The following is a 16,859-nucleotide window of genomic DNA, read 5'->3' as shown; positions in this document are numbered from 1 at the left end:
ACCTCCCGCCGTGGCGCCAGCAGACACCCGGGCAGGCCATCAGGCCGACGATTCGCTCCCAGCAGTGGGCCGCCGCATGGGACGTTCGGCGCCACGCATGGCTGTCCGCGGCCCTGGCACGCACCGACACAACCGCCACCGCCCACCTGGCGCGGTCCGGCGGCTGCCGCCCGACCGGCGGCGATCCTTCCCAGGCGACCGGTCTTGACACGCGCCAATCGCTCAGCGCATATTGATCAAATGCGCGTTGAGTGAACTGGGGACGCGTTGAGCGCAAGACGCGACGGGTCTCAGTGACGAGATCGAGAGAGGACTTGGACCATGACCGCCACCGACCCCGGTCCGCAGATCACGCTGGACCAGCAGGTAGCGCTCCGGACGGCCGCAACCCGGCTCCAGGGCGAGTTCCAGGGCACCTTCGGGGTGGACACGATCGATCGTTTCCTGCAGTCGTCGTACGACCAGTTCGCCCCCACGGCCAACGTCACGAGCTTCCTGCCCTTGCTCGCCGAACGGTTCGCCAAGCAGCGCCTGACCGCGCTGGCGCGGGTCGAGGGCAAGGCGCGCGACGGCAAGCCTGTCGTGCTCTTCTTGTGCGTGCACAACGCCGGTCGCTCCCAGATGGCGCTGGGCTTCTTCGAGCACTACGCCGGCGACGCGGCGATCGCCTGGTCGGGCGGGTCGGAGCCTGCCAGCGAGGTCAACCCGGCGGCGGTGACGGCGATGGCCGAGCGCGGCATCGACATCTCCCGCGAGTACCCCAAGCCGTGGACGGACGAGGTGGTCCGGGCCGCCGACGCGATCATCACCATGGGCTGCGGAGATGCGTGCCCGATCTTCCCGGGCAAGCGCTACGAGGAATGGGAGCTCGACGACCCTGCCGGCAAGTCCGTCGAAGACGTGCGCCCCGTGCGGGACGAGATCGAGCGCCGGGTCCTGCGACTGCTGGCCGAGCTGGAGGTCTCGACCCACGCCTGATCCAGCGCGGCAGATCACCGGTCATCTGGCCCACCGGCCCGCGTCGCACTCGGACCGATCAGGCTGCGGTCGCGTGCTGGGCCAGGGTGTGGACGCGCCGCGCCAGCTCCTCGACGGCGGCGTCGAAGGCGGCGTCGGTGCCTGCGGCCACCGGGTCGGGCACCGACCAGTGCAGGCGGCCGGCACCGCCAAGTTCCTCGTGGGCGTTGTCGCAGACCGTCACGACGAGGTCCTCGTCGGTCACCACGTCGCCGATGGCCCGCGGCACGGCGGCGGTCAGGGTCAGGCCGTGGCGGCCCGCGGCGCTCAAGGCGGCCGGCTCGATGGCCGGCGCCGGGTGCGTGCCGGCCGAGGCGACCGGGATGGTGCTGGCCTCCCGCCACAAGGCCGCCGCGATCTGCGAGCGGGCCGAGTTCCCCGTGCAGACGAACACGACGCGTCGCACGGCGATCCGCGCGCTGGGCAGCAGATCGTCCAGCGCGTCGGGTGCCACGTGCAGGTACGTACGGCGTCGGTCGGCGTGCGACCGCGTACGCGTCACCAGGCCGGCGTCCGCCAACACAGCGACGTGGTGGGCCAGCAGGTTCGAGGTGATACCCAGAGCGGCCTGCAGCTCGACCGGTGCGGCGTCACCGACGGCCAGCAGGTCCATGATCCTCAGCCGGGCCGGGTCGGCCAGCGCCGAGTGGCGGGCGACCCGCGACCGAAACTGGGTTTGCTCACTGTTCATTGCCGCAATCTTGACTGAGTTACTTCGACCGGGTCAAGATCTGCCGCGATGAACACCTCCCCACCCTTGTGGCGACGGGCCTTCGCCGAGCTGCTCGGCACCGGACTGCTCGTCGCGGTCGTCGTCGGCTCCGGCATCGCCGCCCAACGGCTGTCGCCCAACGACACCGGCCTGGCACTCCTCGAGAACGCCATTGCCACCGCCTTCGGACTAGCGGTCCTGATCGTGGTCTTCCAGCCACTGTCCGGGGCCCACTTCAACCCGGTCGTCACCCTCGTCAACCGCACGCTCGGCGACCGGGCCACAGCCACGGAGCTGGTCACCTACGTCGCCGCCCAACTCGTGGGCGCGTGCGGCGGCGCCGTCCTGGCCAACGCGATGTTCGCGACGCCGACCGCGATCGCGACCACAGACCGGACGGATGCCGGGCGGCTGCTCGGTGAGGTCGTGGCCACCGCAGGCCTGGTGCTCCTGATCTTCGCCCTGGCGCGCAGCGACCGCGCCCGGATCGTCGGGCCGGTAGTGGGCGCCTACATCGGCGCCGCCTACTGGTTCACCTCCTCGACGTCGTTCGCCAACCCCGCCGTGACGGTCGGCCGCGCCTTCACCGACTCCTTCGCCGGCATCGCACCCGGTTCGGCGGCCTGGTTCGTGGTCGCGCAACTCCTCGGCGGCATTGTCGGCCTTGGCCTGGTCCTGCTGTTGTTCCCCTCTCCCCGAAAGGACTTGGCATGACTCACCTGGTGATCGTCGGCGGCAGCGACGCCGGCATCTCGGCCGCCCTGCGCGCCCGCGAGCTCGACCCCACCACCGACGTCACCGTCGTGGTAGCCGACTCCTACCCGAACTTCTCCATCTGCGGCATCCCCTACTTCTTCACCGGCGAGGTCAGCCCCTGGCAGTCGCTGGCCCACCGCACCGCTGCGGACCTCGAGGCCACCGGCATGCGGCTGCGACTGGACACCTTCGCCACGGGGATCGACGTCGCCGGCCGGCGGCTGGCCGTGCGCACCCGGGACGGCGCGGTCGAGCACATCGCCTACGACGAACTCATGGTCGGCACCGGCGCACTGCCCTCCCACGCCGGAATCGCAGGCCTGGACACCCTCGGGCCCGACGACGGCGTGCACGTGCTGCACTCCATGGGCGACACCTTCGCCATCGACGCCCAGCTGGCCGAGCGCGCGCCCCGCAGCGCGATCATCGTCGGCGCCGGCTACGTCGGCCTGGAGATGGCCGAGGCCCTCACCGTCCGCGGGCTGCGCGTCACCCAGTTCCAGCGCGGCCCACAAGTGCTGTCCACCCTCGACCCCGAGCTCGGCGTCCTGGTGCACGACGAGCTCGTCGGGCACGGTGTCGACGTCGTCACCGACACCACCATCTCCGCCATCGCCAAGACGCCGAGCGGGGTGACCGTCAGCGGCACCCAGGCCGGCGAGCCGGTCGAGGCCACCGCCGACCTCGTCCTCGTCGTCGTCGGCGTCCACCCCAACACCAGCCTGCTCGAGAGCGCCGGAGCCACCCTCGGCGCCGGGCGTGCGGTGCTCGTCGACGAGCACATGCGCACCGGCCTGCCGCACGTGTGGGCCGCCGGCGACGGCGTCGTCACCCACCACCGCCTCCTAGGCCTCACCTACCTGCCGCTAGGCACGACCTCCCACAAGCAGGGCCGCATCGCCGGCGAGAACGCCATCGGCGGCCACCGAGCCTTCGCCGGGTCGGTCGGCACCCAGGTCGTCAAGGTGTTCGACCTGGTCGCCGCCCGCACCGGGCTGCGCGAGCGCGACGCCACCCCCGCCGGCTACCAACCCGTCACCACCGCAGCGGCCGCCGACGACCATAAGCGCTACTACCCCGGCGCACACGCGATCTCGTTCCGAGTGACCGGAGACACCCGCGACGACCGACTGCTCGGCGCCCAGCTCGTCGGCCGCAGGGGCACCGAGGTCGCCAAGCGCGTCGACACCTACGCCACCGCCATCTACGCCGGCCTGACCGTCGACCAAGTCAGCGAGCTCGACCTCTCCTACACACCACCCCTGGGCTCACCATGGGACGCCGTCCAGATCGCCACCCAGGCATGGTCCGCGGCCCAGACCGCCGCCGCCATGATCTGAGCACGACCAGCCGACGCGCTCCTCGTTGCGTCGTCGAGCGCGAATTGCCCACCCACTTGCCGCCCCGCGGCCTTGCCCACGCGAGATTCCAGGCCCCGTGGCCATCAGGACCTCGCCCATCGAGCGCACAGAGCTCGTCACGACGGCCGAGGCGTTACCCCCTCAGGCCCTGCTGCGAGACAACTCGGTCGGAGTCGCCGAGCCGGACCCGTTCCGAATGCCCGAGGCACAGGTGCGGCGTGTCAGGCTCCAGCGACTGTCGAACCGCGGACGACGACCCGCGGCTCGATCGCCTCGATGCCTGACGACGGGCGCCCTTCGATGGCGGCGAACAGCAGCTCGGCGGCGCGGCGGCCCATGGCCTCGAACCGCATGTCGACCGTCGTCAGCGAGGGGCGCGAGCCGCTCACCATCGCTTCCCAGTTGTCGAATCCCATCACGGCCACGTCTCCCGGCACGTCGACGCCGCGGTCGCGCAGTGTGTCCAGGACGCCCCGTGCGATCTGGTCGCTGCCGCAGAGGATGGCGTCCACGGGATCGCCGTCGAGGACGACGCCCGCTGCCAGTCGCCCCCACGACTCCGTCCAGCTGCCGAAGCGCACCGGGCCGACACGCTGCAGCCCCGCTGCCTGGAGCGCAGCGTCCGCGCCGCGGGCACGGTCCTGCGCTGCGGCGTAGGTGACGTCACCGGAGATGTGCGCGATCCGTTGGTGCCCGGTCAGGAGCAGGTGCTCCACGGCGAGGGTGCCGGCGCGGACGTTATCCGGGACGACGGAAGCGTCCGTCGGGTCGTCGGAGGGCGCGTAGGCGTAGACCACGGGCACCGGGACGTGGTGCCCCAGGGACGGCCGTGGGTCCGTTTCGCTGCCCACCACGATGATCCCGTCGACACGGCGGCCCAGGAGGGCGCGCAGGTGGTACCGCTCCCGGATGGCGTCGCCACGCGCGTCGCACAGGAACACCGACATCCGGCCGGCACCCGACGCATCCTCCGCTCCCATGAGGATCGGGAGCGAGAAGCGGCCGACCAGGTCGTTGGTCAGCAGTCCGACCGTCCCGGTCTGCCCGGCGAGCATGGCCTTCGCCAGGGTGTTCGGCGTGAACGCCAGCCGACCCGCGACCTCTTCAACGCGCCGGCGCGTCTCGGGTCGCACGTCCGCCCGGCCGTTGAGCGCCTTCGATGCCGTGGCAACCGAGACGCCCGCCAGCTGGGCGACGTCGCGCAGCGTCACCGTGCGCGTCCGGCCCGACCCGTCTTGGCTGGTCATGCCTGTCCTCCAGACTGCGAAAACCTTGTCGGAGCATAGCGCCTTGACGACCCCAGGGAAGGCTGCTACGTTCTCCGAAAAGGGTTTCGGAGGATTTCGAAGCCCACTCGTCCCGGACCGTGACCGAGCCTTTTGGCCGTCCGTCCGGGGCCCCGAAGGTGTCACGCATGCACAGCACGCCCGCCGGCAGAGCTGCTCCGGGCGGACCCACTCGAAGAGGAGAGGCATTGACCACCATGGAAGGAAACCGACGCCACCGCGCACGGCGCTTCATGCCTGCGCTCGCAGCCCTCGGCGTCCTCGCTCTCGCGGCATGCTCCGGCGGCTCGTCGGGCACGCAGGCGACCGGCTCGTCCACGGGCGGGGCTCAGGCGGGCGGCCAGACGATCACCGTCTGGCACTACTTCAGCGACCCCAACCAGGTGGCGCTGATGGACAAGTACGCGCAGCTGTTCGAGGCGGCCCACCCGGGTGACAAGGTCGTCAACACCTACGTGCCGTACGACCAGATGGACTCCAAGGTGGTCGCCGCCGCGGGCTCCAAGACCGGCCCGGACGTCGTCGTCTTCAACGGCGCCGAGGCGGCCACGATCGTCCTCGGTGGTGGCCTGCTGCCACTCGATGACTACTTGTCCGCCTACCCGGACAAGGCACAGCTCCCGCCGTCGACGCTGCACGTGGTGAACGGCAAGACGTACGCCGTGCAGGGGTACGTCAACCTGCTCGGGCTCTGGTACAACAAGGACATCCTCGACAAGATCGGCGTCCAGCCGCCGACGACGATGGCCGAACTCGAGACCGACATGCAGAAGGCCAAGGACGCCGGCTACGGCGGCATCACGCTGTCCGGTCTCCCGAACTCGCAGGGCGAGTGGCAGGCCTACCCGTGGATCACCGACGCGGGGTTCACCTACGACAACCTGGACCAGAGCGCGCTGGCCAACGGCTTCACGCGGATCCAGAACTGGGTGAAGAAGGGGTGGCTGTCGCAGGAGGCCACCACCTGGGACCAGACCGTCCCGTTCCAGACGTTCGCCGCTGGCAACGTCGCGTTCGCTGAGAACGGCAATTGGCAGATGGCCACCGCGAAGGCGAACGCGAAGTTCGCCTACGGCGTGGTCCCGCTGCCGATCAGCAGCACCGCGGGGATCTACCTCGGCGGTGAGGGCGAGGGGATCGGTACCTACTCCAAGAACCCGCAGCTGGCGTGGGACTACCTCACCTCCTCGTACCTGGCGCCCGACGGCCAGCTCGCCGCGGCGTCCCTCGTCGGCTCGCTGCCCTCGCGGCTCGACGTGGCCAAGAACAGCCAGGTCACCAGCGACGCGCTCCTGACCCCGTTCGCCACCGAGATCGCCACGGTGGGTGCGGCCTACCCGTCCGCCAAGATCCCGCCGGCAGGCGTCGCCGCAGTTCAGACGGCCATGGGCCAGGCGTGGAGCGCGGTGATCGGCGGCCAGCAGTCGCCGCAGGACGCGGCTGCCGCAGCCATCCAAGCCGTCAAGAAGGCCTCGAACGGCTGATCGTTCGCGACCCGCCCCGGGGACGGCGCGCCGGACCTCCGGCCACCGCCCGGGGCGGGTCACAGGCCCTCGGGCGCCCTCACCCCACGAGACGAAGGAGTCGCAGATGTCAGCCCCCGCTGCGCCGGTCGCCCGGCAAGGCGGCCGGTCCGGCGGCACCGCCACGAGGGGCACCGACGCACGGACACCGGCCCGCTACCGGCGACGTCCGCAGAAGCGCCTGGTCTTCCTGCTGCCGGCCGCCGTCTTCCTCGCCGCACTGTCGGTCTACCCACTGATCCAGCTGGTCCGCATGGCGTTCTCGGCAGTCACGGCGGCCACCCTCAACAGCAGCTGGGTGTGGACCGGCCTGACGAACATCCGCACCGGTTGGGCGTCCGGCCAGACGCAGCAGGCCATCGTGCGGACGGTCGTCTTCGTCGTGATCGTCACCGCCCTGGGCATGGCGCTCGGGCTTGGCGGCGCCATCGCCCTGCGGACCCGAGGCCGCTGGTCCGGGATCCTGCTCGCCGTCATGGTGTTCGTCTGGGCGTTGCCGCCGGTGGTCAACGGCTCGGTGTGGAAGTTCCTGCTCGGCTCGAACGGCCTCGTCAACACCCTCCTGCTCGACCTGCACCTGCGGCAGACCCCGGCGCCGTTCCTCTACAGCCAGTACTGGGCGCTCGGCTCGGTCGCCTTCGTCAGCTCGTTCGCCGTCATCCCCTTCAACGCGCTCGTCTACCGGGCGGCGCTGCTCAACATCGAGCCCGAGGTGTTCGAGGCGGCCGCGATCGACGGCGCCAACAAGTGGCAGGAGATCCGCCACATCATGACCCCCGCGGTGCGGCCCACCACGCTCGTGCTGCTCGTCCTGACCATCGTCTACGGCTTCCGCGGCTTCGACTTCATCTACGTCATGACGTACGGCGGGCCCGGCACCGCCACCAACACGCTGCCGTTCCTGGGGTACCTGCAGGCGTTCGTCCGCTACGACTTCGGCCTCGGTGCCTCGACCTCGATCCTCGCCGTGCTCGGCGTGCTGGTCCTCGCCGTCGTCTATGCCCGGAGCATCCGGCGCGAGGAGGCCGACCGATGAACCCCAAGGCCGGACCCGTCGCCACCCTGGTCAAGGTCCTCCTGTCACTGCTGTACGGCGTTCCGCTGCTGTGGATCGTCCTCACGTCGTTCAAGAGCTCCGCCGACGTCTTCGGGACGCAGTCGTCATTGCTCTTCCACCCGACGGCGCAGGCGTACCGCGAGTCCCTGAACGCTGACCTTGTGCACGCGCTGGGCCAGTCGGCACTGATCGCGGTCGGCACCAGCGCCCTGACGCTCGTGATCGGCGTTCCCGCCGCCTACGGTCTCGCCCGCACCACGGGCTGGCTCCCGACGACGGGCCTCGGCCTGCTCATCGTGCTGCAGATGATGCCGCAGACCGCCACGGTCATCCCGCTGTTCCAGGTGTTCGGCTCCTGGCACATCCTCGACACGACGGGGGCCGTCGTGCTCTCCGACTCCGCGCTCCTCATCCCGTTCGCGACGCTGCTGCTGCGGCCGTTCTTCCGGGTGGTTCCGCCAGAGCTGGAGGAGGCGGCCTCGATCGATGGCGCGGGCATGCTGCGCACGTTCTGGTCCGTCGCGCTGCCCGTGGCCCGCAACGGCCTGTTCACCGTGGGGACGCTCATCTTCCTGCTCGCCTGGGGCGAATTCCTCTACGCCGTCAACTTCTTCCTGACGCCGGGGCACTACCCGCTGTCCGCGCTGCTCGCCCAGCAGGTGTCGGCGTTCGGCATCAACTGGCCGGGACTCATGGCGCTCGCCGTCCTGACCTCGATCCCAATCCTCGTCGTGTTCACCTCCACGTACCGGCTGCTGCGCGACGGGCTCACCGTCGGGGCCGTCAAGTAGCCCCGGCCGATCCGCCCACCACTCCTGGAGACTTCTATGCCTGCGACCGTTCCCGCACCCGACGAGCAGCCTGCGCCGTTGCCGACGCGCGGCTCGGTGACCGAACTCGGTCACCTCGTTCCGGTGGCACCGTCGCGGGGTCGGTGGCGGCCGCTCGGGCTCGACGAGGTCGTCATCACAGGCGGGTTCTGGGCGGCGCTGCAGCGACTGAACGCCACCGAGATGATCGAGCACTGCGAGGCGTGGGTCGAACGCATGGGGTGGTCGGGCAACTTCGATGCTGCCGCAGAGGGCCGTCTGCCCGCCGCGCGGCGGGGCCGGGAGTTCTCGGACTCCGAGGTCTACAAGCTGCTCGAGGCAATGTCGTGGGAGGTCGCGCGCACCGCAGACGCCGCGCTGGAGAGCCGCCTGCGGGCGCTGACGGCACGAGTCGCGGCGGCGCAGGAGCCCGACGGGTACATCAGCACCATGTTCGGCAGGCCGGGCCAGGCTCCCCGCTACTCCGATCTGCAATGGGGTCACGAGCTGTACTGCATGGGCCACCTCATCCAGGCCGGCGTCGCGCGTGGCCGCACCGCAGGCAGCGACGACCTCCTGGTGCGCGTCGCCGTCGCGGCGGCCGACCACATCTGCGCGACCTTCGGCAACGGAGGCAACCTCGGCATCTGCGGCCACCCGGAGGTCGAGGTCGCGCTCGCCGAGCTTGCCCGGTTCACCGGGGACCACCGCTACCTCGACCAGGCGCGGCTGTTCATCGAGCGCCGCGGCCACGGCACGCTCGGGGACATCGAGCTCGGCGCCGCCTACTTCCAGGACGACGTCCCCGTCCGGGACGCCACCACACTGTCCGGGCATGCCGTGAGAGCGCTGTACCTGGCGGCCGGCGCCGCGGACGTCGCGGTCGAGGACGGGGACGACGACCTGCTCGCGACCGTCGCCTCGCAGGTGCTGACCACGCTGGCACGCCGCACGTACGTCACCGGCGGCATGGGCGCGCACCACGAGGGCGAGTCGTTCGGGCTCGACTGGGAGCTGCCACCGGACCGCGCGTACTCCGAGACGTGCGCCGGCGTCGGTTCGATCATGGTGAACCAGCGGCTGCTGCTGGCGACAGGGGATCCCCGGCACGCCGATGCGGTCGAGCGGACGCTGTACAACGTGATCGCGACGTCTCCGGCCGCCGACGGCCACAGCTTCTACTACACGAACACGCTGCAGCAGCGCGTCCCCGGCCGCACACCCGATCCCGACCACGCCAGCCCCCGCGCTTCCTCGAGCCTGCGCGCGCCCTGGTTCGAGGTCTCGTGCTGCCCGACCAACGTGACGCGCACCGTCGCGTCGCTGGCCGCCTACGTCGCCAGCGTGGACGACGAAGGCGTCCAGCTGCACCAGTACGCGCCAACGACGATCCGGGCTGTGATCAGCGGCGGGCGCGCCGTCCGGCTGCGTGTTGCCACCGAGTACCCGATGGACGGGCGCATCGTCGTCACCGTCGAGGAGGGACCGGTCGAGGCATGGGCCCTCACCCTGCGCATCCCGGCCTGGGCCGAGGGTGCCACGATCACGGCCGGCGGCGCGACCCGGCCGGCCGGTCCCGGCTACGCCACCGTCGAGCGGGCGTTCACGCCAGGCGAAGTCGTCGTCCTGAACCTGCCCGTCGCAGCACGCTGGACGTGGCCGGACCCGCGTGTCGACGCGGTGCGTGGTCAGGTCGCCGTCGAGCGCGGGCCCGTCGTCCTCGCCCTCGAATCGGTCGACCTAGGGGCCGACGTCGGCTCGGCGCTCGTGCGTACCAACGAGCCGCCCGTCGAACGGGACGGCCAGGTGCTCGTGCCGATCGCCACGACATTCCCCGAGGAGGGCCACTGGCCATTCGGCCCCGCGCCGCGCGTCCCCACGCTCTCCGACGAGCACCTCGTGCCGCTCGTCGCGTACCACGACTGGGCGCAGCGCGGGCCATCGACCATGCGTGTCTGGATCCCGGTCGCCGGACGCTGAGACCCGCTGTGCTGCCCCGCGCCGGACTGGTCGCCAAGAGGCAGGCACGACATGGATCGAGTGAGGAGGGAGTGCGATGAGGATTGTCGTGATCGGAGCGACCGGGCACGTCGGCACATACCTGGTGCCGCAGCTGGTCCGGGAGGGGCACGAGGTCGTCGCGGTCTCGCGCGGTGAGTCCCTGCCCTACCAGCAGTCCGATGCGTGGGGGCCGGTCGAGCGCGTGATCGCCGACCGCGGGACGGAGGAGTCCGCGGGGACATTCGGCGATCGGATCGCCGCACTGGGCGCTGACGCCGTCGTCGACATGATCTGCTTCACGGAGCCTTCCGCGCGCCAGCTCGTCGATGCGCTCCGAGGGCGGGTCGCGCAGCTGGTCAGCGTGGGCACCATCTGGACCCACGGCACACTGACCGAGGTCCCAGTTACCGAGGACGCGCCGAAGCACCCCTGGGGCGACTACGGCACCCAGAAGGCGGCGATCGAGAGACTGCTGCTCGAAGAAGCCCGCGCCGACGCAGGCCTGCAGTCGGCGATCGTCCACCCGGGGCACATCTCGGGCCCCGGGTGGCCCGTGGTGACCCCGCAGGGCACCCTCGACCTCAACGTGTGGCGTTCGCTAGCAACCGGCGCAGAGCTCGTCCTGCCGCACTTCGGCCTGGAGACCCTGCACCACGTCCACCCCGCGGACGTCGCCCAGCTCATCCGGCTGTGCCTGGAGAACCCGACGATCGCCAACGGCGAGGCCTTCTGGGCAGTCTCGCCGCAGGCACTCACCCTGCGCGGGTACGCCGAAGCGGTCGCAGGCTGGTACGGGCGCACGGCCAGGCTGCGGTTCGCATCGTTCGACGAGTTCCTCGCCACCGTTCCCGAACAGTTCCGCGACGCCGCCTACCAGCACATCGCCCGAAGCCACTCGATGAGCACCGACAAGGGCCGCCGACTGCTCGGGTACGAGCCCGCGTACACCTCGCTGGCTGCCGTCGCCGAGGCTGTCGACTGGCTGCAACGCAACGGCGAGCTCCCCGACCTGCCCTCTCTCCGGCAGGGCTGACCCACGCCAACCCATGAACCGTCCTGGGTTTGGTTCCCAGCGGTGGTCTTGGGCATCGAGTGAATCCAAGTTCGATGAGGTGGGGCGTGACGCGACCCACCGATCTCTCGGGGGACTCAAGTCTCACATCGCTGACCAGCGCACCTGCAGACTCGAGCCCCATACGCAACGCACCCCGGAGTCGACTCCCATGCTCCGGCGGCAACGCGAACACCGAGGTCAGGCCACTCCCCTGCGCCTCAGAGTCCTGGAACGCATGGGCACTTTGTGGCCACTTTCTGGCCACCGACAAGCAAGAAGGCCGCCCCTCCACCCGGAGAAACGGCCTCTGACCTGCCCAAACGTGGAGCTGAAGGGACTCGAACCCTCGACCCCCTGCATGCCATGCAGGTGCGCTACCAGCTGCGCCACAGCCCCGGGACCCGCCGAAGCGAACCCGTCGCCCCCTGCGGGGCGCTCGGAGAGTCTAGGCGAGAACGGGGTCGAATCCCTAATCCGGGTCCCGGGTCTCGCCGTTCTCCTCGGGTGCGGTGTCGGGGCCGGCGTTCCAGTCGGTCGAGGCGTCGGTCGGCCCGAGGTTGAGGCCGGTGAGCCGCCAGTCCGGGGCGGCACCGCCACGGGACGGCACCAGCTCGGCCCAGTGCGCGTTGTGCAGCCCGATGACCCCCCGCCACGACGGCGGCTGGCCCAGCAGGGCGCCGACGGCGAGCGCGATGGCCGCGCCGTGGGACACCACGACGAGCGTGTCGTCGGGCCCCGCCGCTGCCGCGTGCTCGCCGATCGCCACCGCCAGCCGCTCCGCGACCTCGGCGCGGGTCTCCGCGCCCACTCCCGAAGGGTCTCCCCCGAGCCGCCACGCCTCGAACGCGCCCGGCCAGCGTTCCTCGATCTCCGCGCCGGTCATGCCCTCCCACTCGCCGAAGCCGCGCTCGCGCAGCCGCGTGTCGATGGTGACGGGCAGCCCGGTCGCCCGGGCGAGGTGCTCGGCGGTGCCCCGGGCGCGGGACAGGTCCGACGAGACGATGAGCGTCGGCTCGTAGCGCGCCAGCAGGGCGGCGGTGGCCGTGCGGGCCTGCCAGCGCCCGACGTCGTCCAGCGGGATGTCGATCTGGCCCTGCAGGCGGGCGCTCGCGTTCGCGGCGGTGCGCCCGTGCCGCCACAGCAGCAGGCGCGCGGTGGTCACCGGTCGGCCTCGCCGCGCGCGTCCGGCGGCAGCTCGATCACCGGGCAGTCCTTCCAGAGCCGCTCCAGCGCGTAGTACACGCGGTCCTCCTGGTGCTGCACGTGCACCACGACGTCACCGAAGTCGACGAGCACCCAGCGCCCCTGCGTCTTGCCCTCGCGCCGGATGGGCTTGGCACCGAGGTGGAACAGCGCCTCCTCCACGGCGTCGACGATCGCGCCGACCTGCCGCTCGTTGGTGCCGGAGGCGATGACGAACACGTCGGTCAGCACCAGCTGCGAGCTGACGTCGAGGGCGATGATCTCCTGGGCCTTGCGGTCGCTGGCAGCCCGGGCGGCGGCGATCGCCAGCTCGATGGCGCGTTCGGTCGCGGGCACGCGGCTCCTTCGTCGGGATAACGGGTCAGGCGGCGGACGACGAACCGGGCGGGGCCACCACGACGATCGCGGTGGCTCCCGACGTGCCCTCGGCGCCGTTGGACTTGCCCTGGTTCCACAGGGCCATGATGAGGAACCCGAGCACGAATGCCACGAGCGCCAGCACGACGAGGTGCAGCCACGTGTAGGGGTGGCGCCGGCGGACCGGCCGCTCGGCGTCCTCGTCGTCGACCGCCGCCTCGGTCGCGACGGCCGAAGCCCCGGTCGTCGGGAACGGCGAGCCGCCCGACGACGCCAGGCTGGGGAACGAGCCGGACGCCGGAGGCGAAGGGAACGCCGCCCCGGCCGGCGGTGGCGCCGGGAACGAGCCCGACGATGCCGGCGGGGCCGCAGCCGGCGCCGGTGCCGGTGCCGGTGCCGGTGCGACAGGCTGCGCGGCCGCCTGCGCGGCCGCCGAGCGGGCCGCAGCCCACGACTCGAACGAGGCCGACGAGGCCGCCCCCGCCGCCGACGGGGTCGACGCCGAGGCGGGCGCGCTCGACGCTCCACCGGATACCCCTGGGGTCGCGGGCGCCCACCCGGGTGCGGACGACGCCGGCTGCCCGGGTGTCGAGGGCGCCGTCACCGGCGCGAACGGGCTGCCCGCGACGGGCGTCGCCGCCGTGGGGGCGGCATCGGCAGCAGCGCCACGGGACACGGCGAACGGCGAGCCCGGCCGGGTGGTCCCGGCCGGCGGTGCCGTCGGGGAAGGCACCTGGCCGAACGCAGCTGCAGCCGACGACCGCACCGGCGCGGACGGCGCCGCCCGGTCGGGGGACGCGGCGGGCGGCGCCACCGGGGTGGTGTCCGGCCGCGTGCCTGCCCACGCCGGCGGGCGGCTCGGGGGGGCCGCCGTCCAGGCGGAGCGTGGCTGGGACGACTCGGGGGGCGCGACCGGCGCGTCGGAGCGGGCCGGCGAACCGGCCGACGACCACGACGAGGCGGGCCAGGCCGGCTCGGCGGGCGCCGACGGAGCTCGGGTGGGTGCCGCCGGTCCGGCGACGGGCGCACGGTTCGGCTGGTGCGAGGGGACGGCCGGCTGCGCGGGCACGGGCGGCGACCCGGCACCCCGGCGGCTCGTCGGAGCGACCCCACCGGGCGCGTCGCCGTCGTACGGTGCGCGGCCACCCGGTCCACGGCCGTCCACCGGGGCACGTCCGCCCGTGGCACCGCCGTCGAAGGGCACGCGTCCGCCCGTGGCACCGCCGTCGTGCGGCGCGCGTCCGCCCGTGGCACCGCCGTCGTGCGGCGCGCGTCCGCCCGGCACGCCGCCGTCGTAGGCGGACCGCCGGGTCGGCTGCTCGTCGGGGCGGGTGGGCGCGGCCCACGCCGGTGCGCCGCCCGCCGGCGTCGCGGCGCGCGGCGCGGCCGGCCGGCCGGAGGGCCCGGGTGCCGGTGCCTCCGGCACCGCGCCGGTCGCACCCTGCTGCCGCAGCGCGCGGCGCGAGCCCGGGACCACCGCACGTTCACCGGTGGACGCCGTCGGCACGGCGGACGTCAGCCACTCGGGGGCGCGCGGCGCCCCGGCCGCCTCCCCCGCCTGACCGTCCGCGGCCGACCGCAGGTCGCGGCGGCTGCGGCGCTCTCCCGTTTCGCTCATGACAGACCTCGATACAACCCGTACTTCGCGATGTACTGCACGACCCCGTCCGGGACGAGGTACCAGACCGGCTTGCCCGCCTGGGCGCGGGCCCGGATGTCGGTCGACGAGATCGCCAGCGCGGGGATCTCGAGCACGCTGACGTGCTCCCCGGGCAGGCCGTCGACCGTGAGCTGGTGCCCCGGCCTCGTCACGCCGACGAAGTGCGCCATGGCGAACAGCTCGTCGGCATCCTTCCACGTGAGGATCTGCTCGAGGGCGTCCGCCCCGGTGATGAAGAAGAAGTCGGCGTCCCCACGCTGGGCCGCGAGGTCGCGCAGCGTGTCCACCGTGTACGTCAGCCCCTGCCGCTCGATGTCGACCCGGCTGACGGTGAACTGCGGGTTCGACGCCGTGGCGATGACCGTCATCAGGTACCGGTGCTCCGGCAGCGTGACGTCCTGCTCCTGCTTGAACGACGGCTTGCCGGTGGGGACGAAGATCACCTCGTCGAGCCCGAACTCGGAGGCCACCTCGCTGGCCGCCACCAGGTGGCCGTGGTGGACGGGGTCGAACGTGCCGCCCATCACGCCCAGTCGCGGTCGGTTCATCGGATCAGCACGGTCGCCTCAGTGCCGCGAGCCCGCGTTGCGGAACGCGTACGTGACGAGGAGGAGGGCGACGAGCCCGACGAAGGCACCGATGCCGAAGACGACCGGCGGGAACGGCAGCTGCGTCGTGGCAGCCTCGGCGGCTCTCAGGGCAGCGTGCACGGTTCCTCCTCGGATGCCATGGGGTCTCCAGTCTCTCACGCCGTGCGCGACGCTCAAGGACGAACGTGGCCGTCCCCGTGCACCACCCACTTCGTCGTCGTCAGCTCCGCGAGCCCCATCGGGCCCCGGGCGTGCAGCTTCTGCGTGGAGATGCCGATCTCGGCGCCCAGCCCCAGCTGCCCGCCGTCGGTGAACCGGCTCGACGCGTTGACCATGACCGCGGCGGAGTCCACCTCGGCGACGAAGCGGTCGGCCGAGGCCAGGTCGCGGGTGCAGATCACCTCGGTGTGCCCCGAGCTCCACGTGCGGATGTGCTCCAGCGCCGCGTCCAGGTCGTCGACCACGCGCACCGCGATGTCCAGCGAGAGGTACTCGGTCGCCCAGTCCTCGTCGGTCGCCGCCACGGCGGGCGCCCCGGCCGGGACGGACGCCAGCGCGCGCTCGTCGCCGTGCACGGTCACGCCGGCGGCCGCGAGCGCGGCGAGGGCCGGCGGCAGGAACTCGTCGGCCGCGTCGCGGTGGACGAGCAGCGTCTCCAGGGCGTTGCAGACCCCGACCCGCTGGGTCTTGCCGTTGAGGAGGATCGCGATCGCCTGGGCGACGTCCGCGCCCGCGTCGACGTACAGGTGGCAGTTGCCGACGCCGGTCTCGATGACCGGCACGCTCGCCTCCCGCACCACGGTGCGGATGAGGTCGGCGCCGCCGCGCGGCACCAGCACGTCGACCAGGCCGCGGGCGTGCATGAGGGCGATCGACCCGCCCCGCCCCCACGCGTCGATCGACTGGACCAGGTCGGCCGGGAGGCCCTCGGCGGCCAGCGCCGCACGCAGCACCGAGACGATCGCCTCGTTGGAGCGCGCCGCCGCGGTCCCGCCGCGCAGGATCACCGCGTTGCCGCTCTTGAGCGCCAGCCCGGCCGCGTCGACCGTGACGTTGGGGCGGGTCTCGTAGATCATCCCGACGACGCCCATCGGCACGCGCACCTGCCGCAGCCGCAGCCCGTTGGGGAGCGTGGAACCGCGCACCACCTCGCCAACCGGGTCGGGCAGCGCGGCCAGCTCGCGCAGCGCGGCGGCGATGCCCTCGATCCGGGTGTCCGTGAGGGTCAACCGGTCGACGAGCCCTTCGGCCATCCCGCGCGTGCGTCCGCGCGTCACGTCCGCGGCGTTGGCGGCCAGGATCGCGTCGCGCGCAGCGAGCAGGGCGTCGGCCATCGCGACGAGCGCGGCGTCCTTCGTCGTGCGGGTGGCGGTCGCCAGGGCGCGGGACGCGACCTTGGCGCGGCGGGCGATGTCGCCGACGGCCGCCGCGGCGTCGGCCGACGACGGCTCCTCGAGCACGGGCGTCTGGGCG

The 16,859-nt window shown here is 72.3% G+C and carries 17 protein-coding genes and 1 tRNA gene; 9 read left to right on the top strand and 9 right to left on the bottom strand.

From position 1 onward, the window contains the following. The coding region (locus tag BGO37_RS17775; RefSeq protein ID WP_291757170.1) for a hypothetical protein at window positions 1-236 on the top strand (236 nt) is incomplete at its 5' end. Between the two features lie 85 nt (window positions 237-321). Continuing rightward, window positions 322-978, top strand: a complete 657-nt coding sequence (locus BGO37_RS17770; protein WP_291757169.1) for an arsenate reductase ArsC — start codon at window positions 322-324, stop codon at window positions 976-978. Window positions 979-1,036: 58 nt separating this feature from the next. Here BGO37_RS17770 and BGO37_RS17765 read toward each other — a convergent pair whose 3' ends face one another. Then, on the bottom strand, window positions 1,037-1,708 hold the full coding sequence (locus BGO37_RS17765; protein ID WP_291757167.1) for a helix-turn-helix domain-containing protein: 672 nt from the start codon (window positions 1,706-1,708) through the stop codon (window positions 1,037-1,039). Between the two features lie 48 nt (window positions 1,709-1,756). On the opposite strand from BGO37_RS17765, the gene BGO37_RS17760 reads away from it, so the two are divergent. Continuing rightward, the gene (locus BGO37_RS17760; RefSeq protein ID WP_291757166.1) at window positions 1,757-2,443 is read left to right on the top strand and encodes an MIP/aquaporin family protein; all 687 of its coding nucleotides are present in this window, start codon (window positions 1,757-1,759) and stop codon (window positions 2,441-2,443) included. Next, window positions 2,440-3,825 (top strand): FAD-dependent oxidoreductase, encoded by a 1,386-nt coding sequence (locus BGO37_RS17755; protein WP_291757164.1) that lies wholly within the window; start codon window positions 2,440-2,442, stop codon window positions 3,823-3,825. The genes BGO37_RS17760 and BGO37_RS17755 overlap by 4 nt, the downstream gene beginning before the upstream one ends. Before the next feature lie 242 nt (window positions 3,826-4,067). Here BGO37_RS17755 and BGO37_RS17750 read toward each other — a convergent pair whose 3' ends face one another. Beyond that, window positions 4,068-5,093 carry a LacI family DNA-binding transcriptional regulator gene (locus tag BGO37_RS17750; protein ID WP_291757162.1) on the bottom strand — a complete coding sequence of 342 codons (1,026 nt, stop codon included), beginning with the start codon at window positions 5,091-5,093 and terminating at the stop codon, window positions 4,068-4,070. 272 nt (window positions 5,094-5,365) lie between these two features. On the opposite strand from BGO37_RS17750, the gene BGO37_RS17745 reads away from it, so the two are divergent. From BGO37_RS17745 to BGO37_RS17725, 5 genes are all read left to right on the top strand, one after another. Next, complete coding sequence (locus tag BGO37_RS17745; RefSeq protein WP_291757160.1) at window positions 5,366-6,616, top strand: sugar ABC transporter substrate-binding protein; 1,251 nt, start codon at window positions 5,366-5,368, stop codon at window positions 6,614-6,616. Between the two features lie 106 nt (window positions 6,617-6,722). Next, the gene (locus BGO37_RS17740) at window positions 6,723-7,691 is read left to right on the top strand and encodes a carbohydrate ABC transporter permease (RefSeq protein WP_291757159.1); all 969 of its coding nucleotides are present in this window, start codon (window positions 6,723-6,725) and stop codon (window positions 7,689-7,691) included. Further along, window positions 7,688-8,503: a carbohydrate ABC transporter permease gene (locus tag BGO37_RS17735; RefSeq protein WP_291757157.1), complete on the top strand. Its 816-nt coding sequence runs from the start codon at window positions 7,688-7,690 to the stop codon at window positions 8,501-8,503. The genes BGO37_RS17740 and BGO37_RS17735 overlap by 4 nt, the downstream gene beginning before the upstream one ends. Before the next feature lie 123 nt (window positions 8,504-8,626). Then, window positions 8,627-10,501, top strand: a complete 1,875-nt coding sequence (locus tag BGO37_RS17730) for a beta-L-arabinofuranosidase domain-containing protein (RefSeq protein ID WP_291757156.1) — start codon at window positions 8,627-8,629, stop codon at window positions 10,499-10,501. Window positions 10,502-10,577: 76 nt separating this feature from the next. Beyond that, window positions 10,578-11,555, top strand: a complete 978-nt coding sequence (locus BGO37_RS17725) for an NAD(P)-dependent oxidoreductase (protein ID WP_291757155.1) — start codon at window positions 10,578-10,580, stop codon at window positions 11,553-11,555. Between the two features lie 344 nt (window positions 11,556-11,899). Here BGO37_RS17725 and BGO37_RS17720 read toward each other — a convergent pair. The 7 genes from BGO37_RS17720 to BGO37_RS17690 form a co-directional block, all read right to left on the bottom strand. After that, a tRNA-Ala gene (locus BGO37_RS17720) sits at window positions 11,900-11,972 on the bottom strand. A 73-nt stretch (window positions 11,973-12,045) separates the two neighbouring features. Continuing rightward, on the bottom strand, window positions 12,046-12,738 hold the full coding sequence (locus tag BGO37_RS17715; protein ID WP_291757154.1) for a histidine phosphatase family protein: 693 nt from the start codon (window positions 12,736-12,738) through the stop codon (window positions 12,046-12,048). Continuing rightward, entirely contained in the window at window positions 12,735-13,115 is a 381-nt protein-coding gene (rsfS, locus tag BGO37_RS17710; protein ID WP_291757153.1) for a ribosome silencing factor, read from the bottom strand. Before rsfS ends, BGO37_RS17715 begins: the two co-directional genes overlap by 4 nt. Window positions 13,116-13,140: 25 nt before the next feature. Next, the gene (locus BGO37_RS17705; protein ID WP_291757152.1) at window positions 13,141-14,754 is read right to left on the bottom strand and encodes a hypothetical protein; all 1,614 of its coding nucleotides are present in this window, start codon (window positions 14,752-14,754) and stop codon (window positions 13,141-13,143) included. Then, entirely contained in the window at window positions 14,751-15,344 is a 594-nt protein-coding gene (gene nadD, locus BGO37_RS17700; RefSeq protein ID WP_291757151.1) for a nicotinate-nucleotide adenylyltransferase, read from the bottom strand. The genes BGO37_RS17705 and nadD overlap by 4 nt, the downstream gene beginning before the upstream one ends. An 18-nt stretch (window positions 15,345-15,362) precedes the next feature. Next, window positions 15,363-15,506: a hypothetical protein gene (locus tag BGO37_RS17695; protein ID WP_291757149.1), complete on the bottom strand. Its 144-nt coding sequence runs from the start codon at window positions 15,504-15,506 to the stop codon at window positions 15,363-15,365. A 53-nt stretch (window positions 15,507-15,559) separates the two neighbouring features. Next, window positions 15,560-16,846 carry a glutamate-5-semialdehyde dehydrogenase gene (locus BGO37_RS17690; protein WP_291757174.1) on the bottom strand — a complete coding sequence of 429 codons (1,287 nt, stop codon included), beginning with the start codon at window positions 16,844-16,846 and terminating at the stop codon, window positions 15,560-15,562. Window positions 16,847-16,859 lie beyond the last annotated feature (13 nt).

This window comes from Cellulomonas sp. 73-92, assembly GCF_001898175.1.
Lineage (GTDB): Bacteria > Actinomycetota > Actinomycetes > Actinomycetales > Cellulomonadaceae > Cellulomonas.
Note: the sequence above shows the minus strand (reverse complement) of the source record. Positions and strands in the feature narration are given on the sequence as shown.

Coding starts and splice junctions, on each gene's coding strand:
- BGO37_RS17740 (WP_291757159.1), top strand. CDS start 6,723: ATGTCAGCCCCCGCTGCGCCGGTCGCCCGGCAAGGCGGCCGGTCCGGC.
- BGO37_RS17750 (WP_291757162.1), bottom strand. CDS start 5,093: ATGACCAGCCAAGACGGGTCGGGCCGGACGCGCACGGTGACGCTGCGC.
- nadD (WP_291757151.1), bottom strand. CDS start 15,344: ATGAACCGACCGCGACTGGGCGTGATGGGCGGCACGTTCGACCCCGTC.
- BGO37_RS17735 (WP_291757157.1), top strand. CDS start 7,688: ATGAACCCCAAGGCCGGACCCGTCGCCACCCTGGTCAAGGTCCTCCTG.
- BGO37_RS17705 (WP_291757152.1), bottom strand. CDS start 14,754: ATGAGCGAAACGGGAGAGCGCCGCAGCCGCCGCGACCTGCGGTCGGCC.
- BGO37_RS17770 (WP_291757169.1), top strand. CDS start 322: ATGACCGCCACCGACCCCGGTCCGCAGATCACGCTGGACCAGCAGGTA.
- BGO37_RS17725 (WP_291757155.1), top strand. CDS start 10,578: ATGAGGATTGTCGTGATCGGAGCGACCGGGCACGTCGGCACATACCTG.
- BGO37_RS17745 (WP_291757160.1), top strand. CDS start 5,366: ATGCCTGCGCTCGCAGCCCTCGGCGTCCTCGCTCTCGCGGCATGCTCC.
- BGO37_RS17760 (WP_291757166.1), top strand. CDS start 1,757: ATGAACACCTCCCCACCCTTGTGGCGACGGGCCTTCGCCGAGCTGCTC.
- BGO37_RS17755 (WP_291757164.1), top strand. CDS start 2,440: ATGACTCACCTGGTGATCGTCGGCGGCAGCGACGCCGGCATCTCGGCC.
- BGO37_RS17765 (WP_291757167.1), bottom strand. CDS start 1,708: ATGAACAGTGAGCAAACCCAGTTTCGGTCGCGGGTCGCCCGCCACTCG.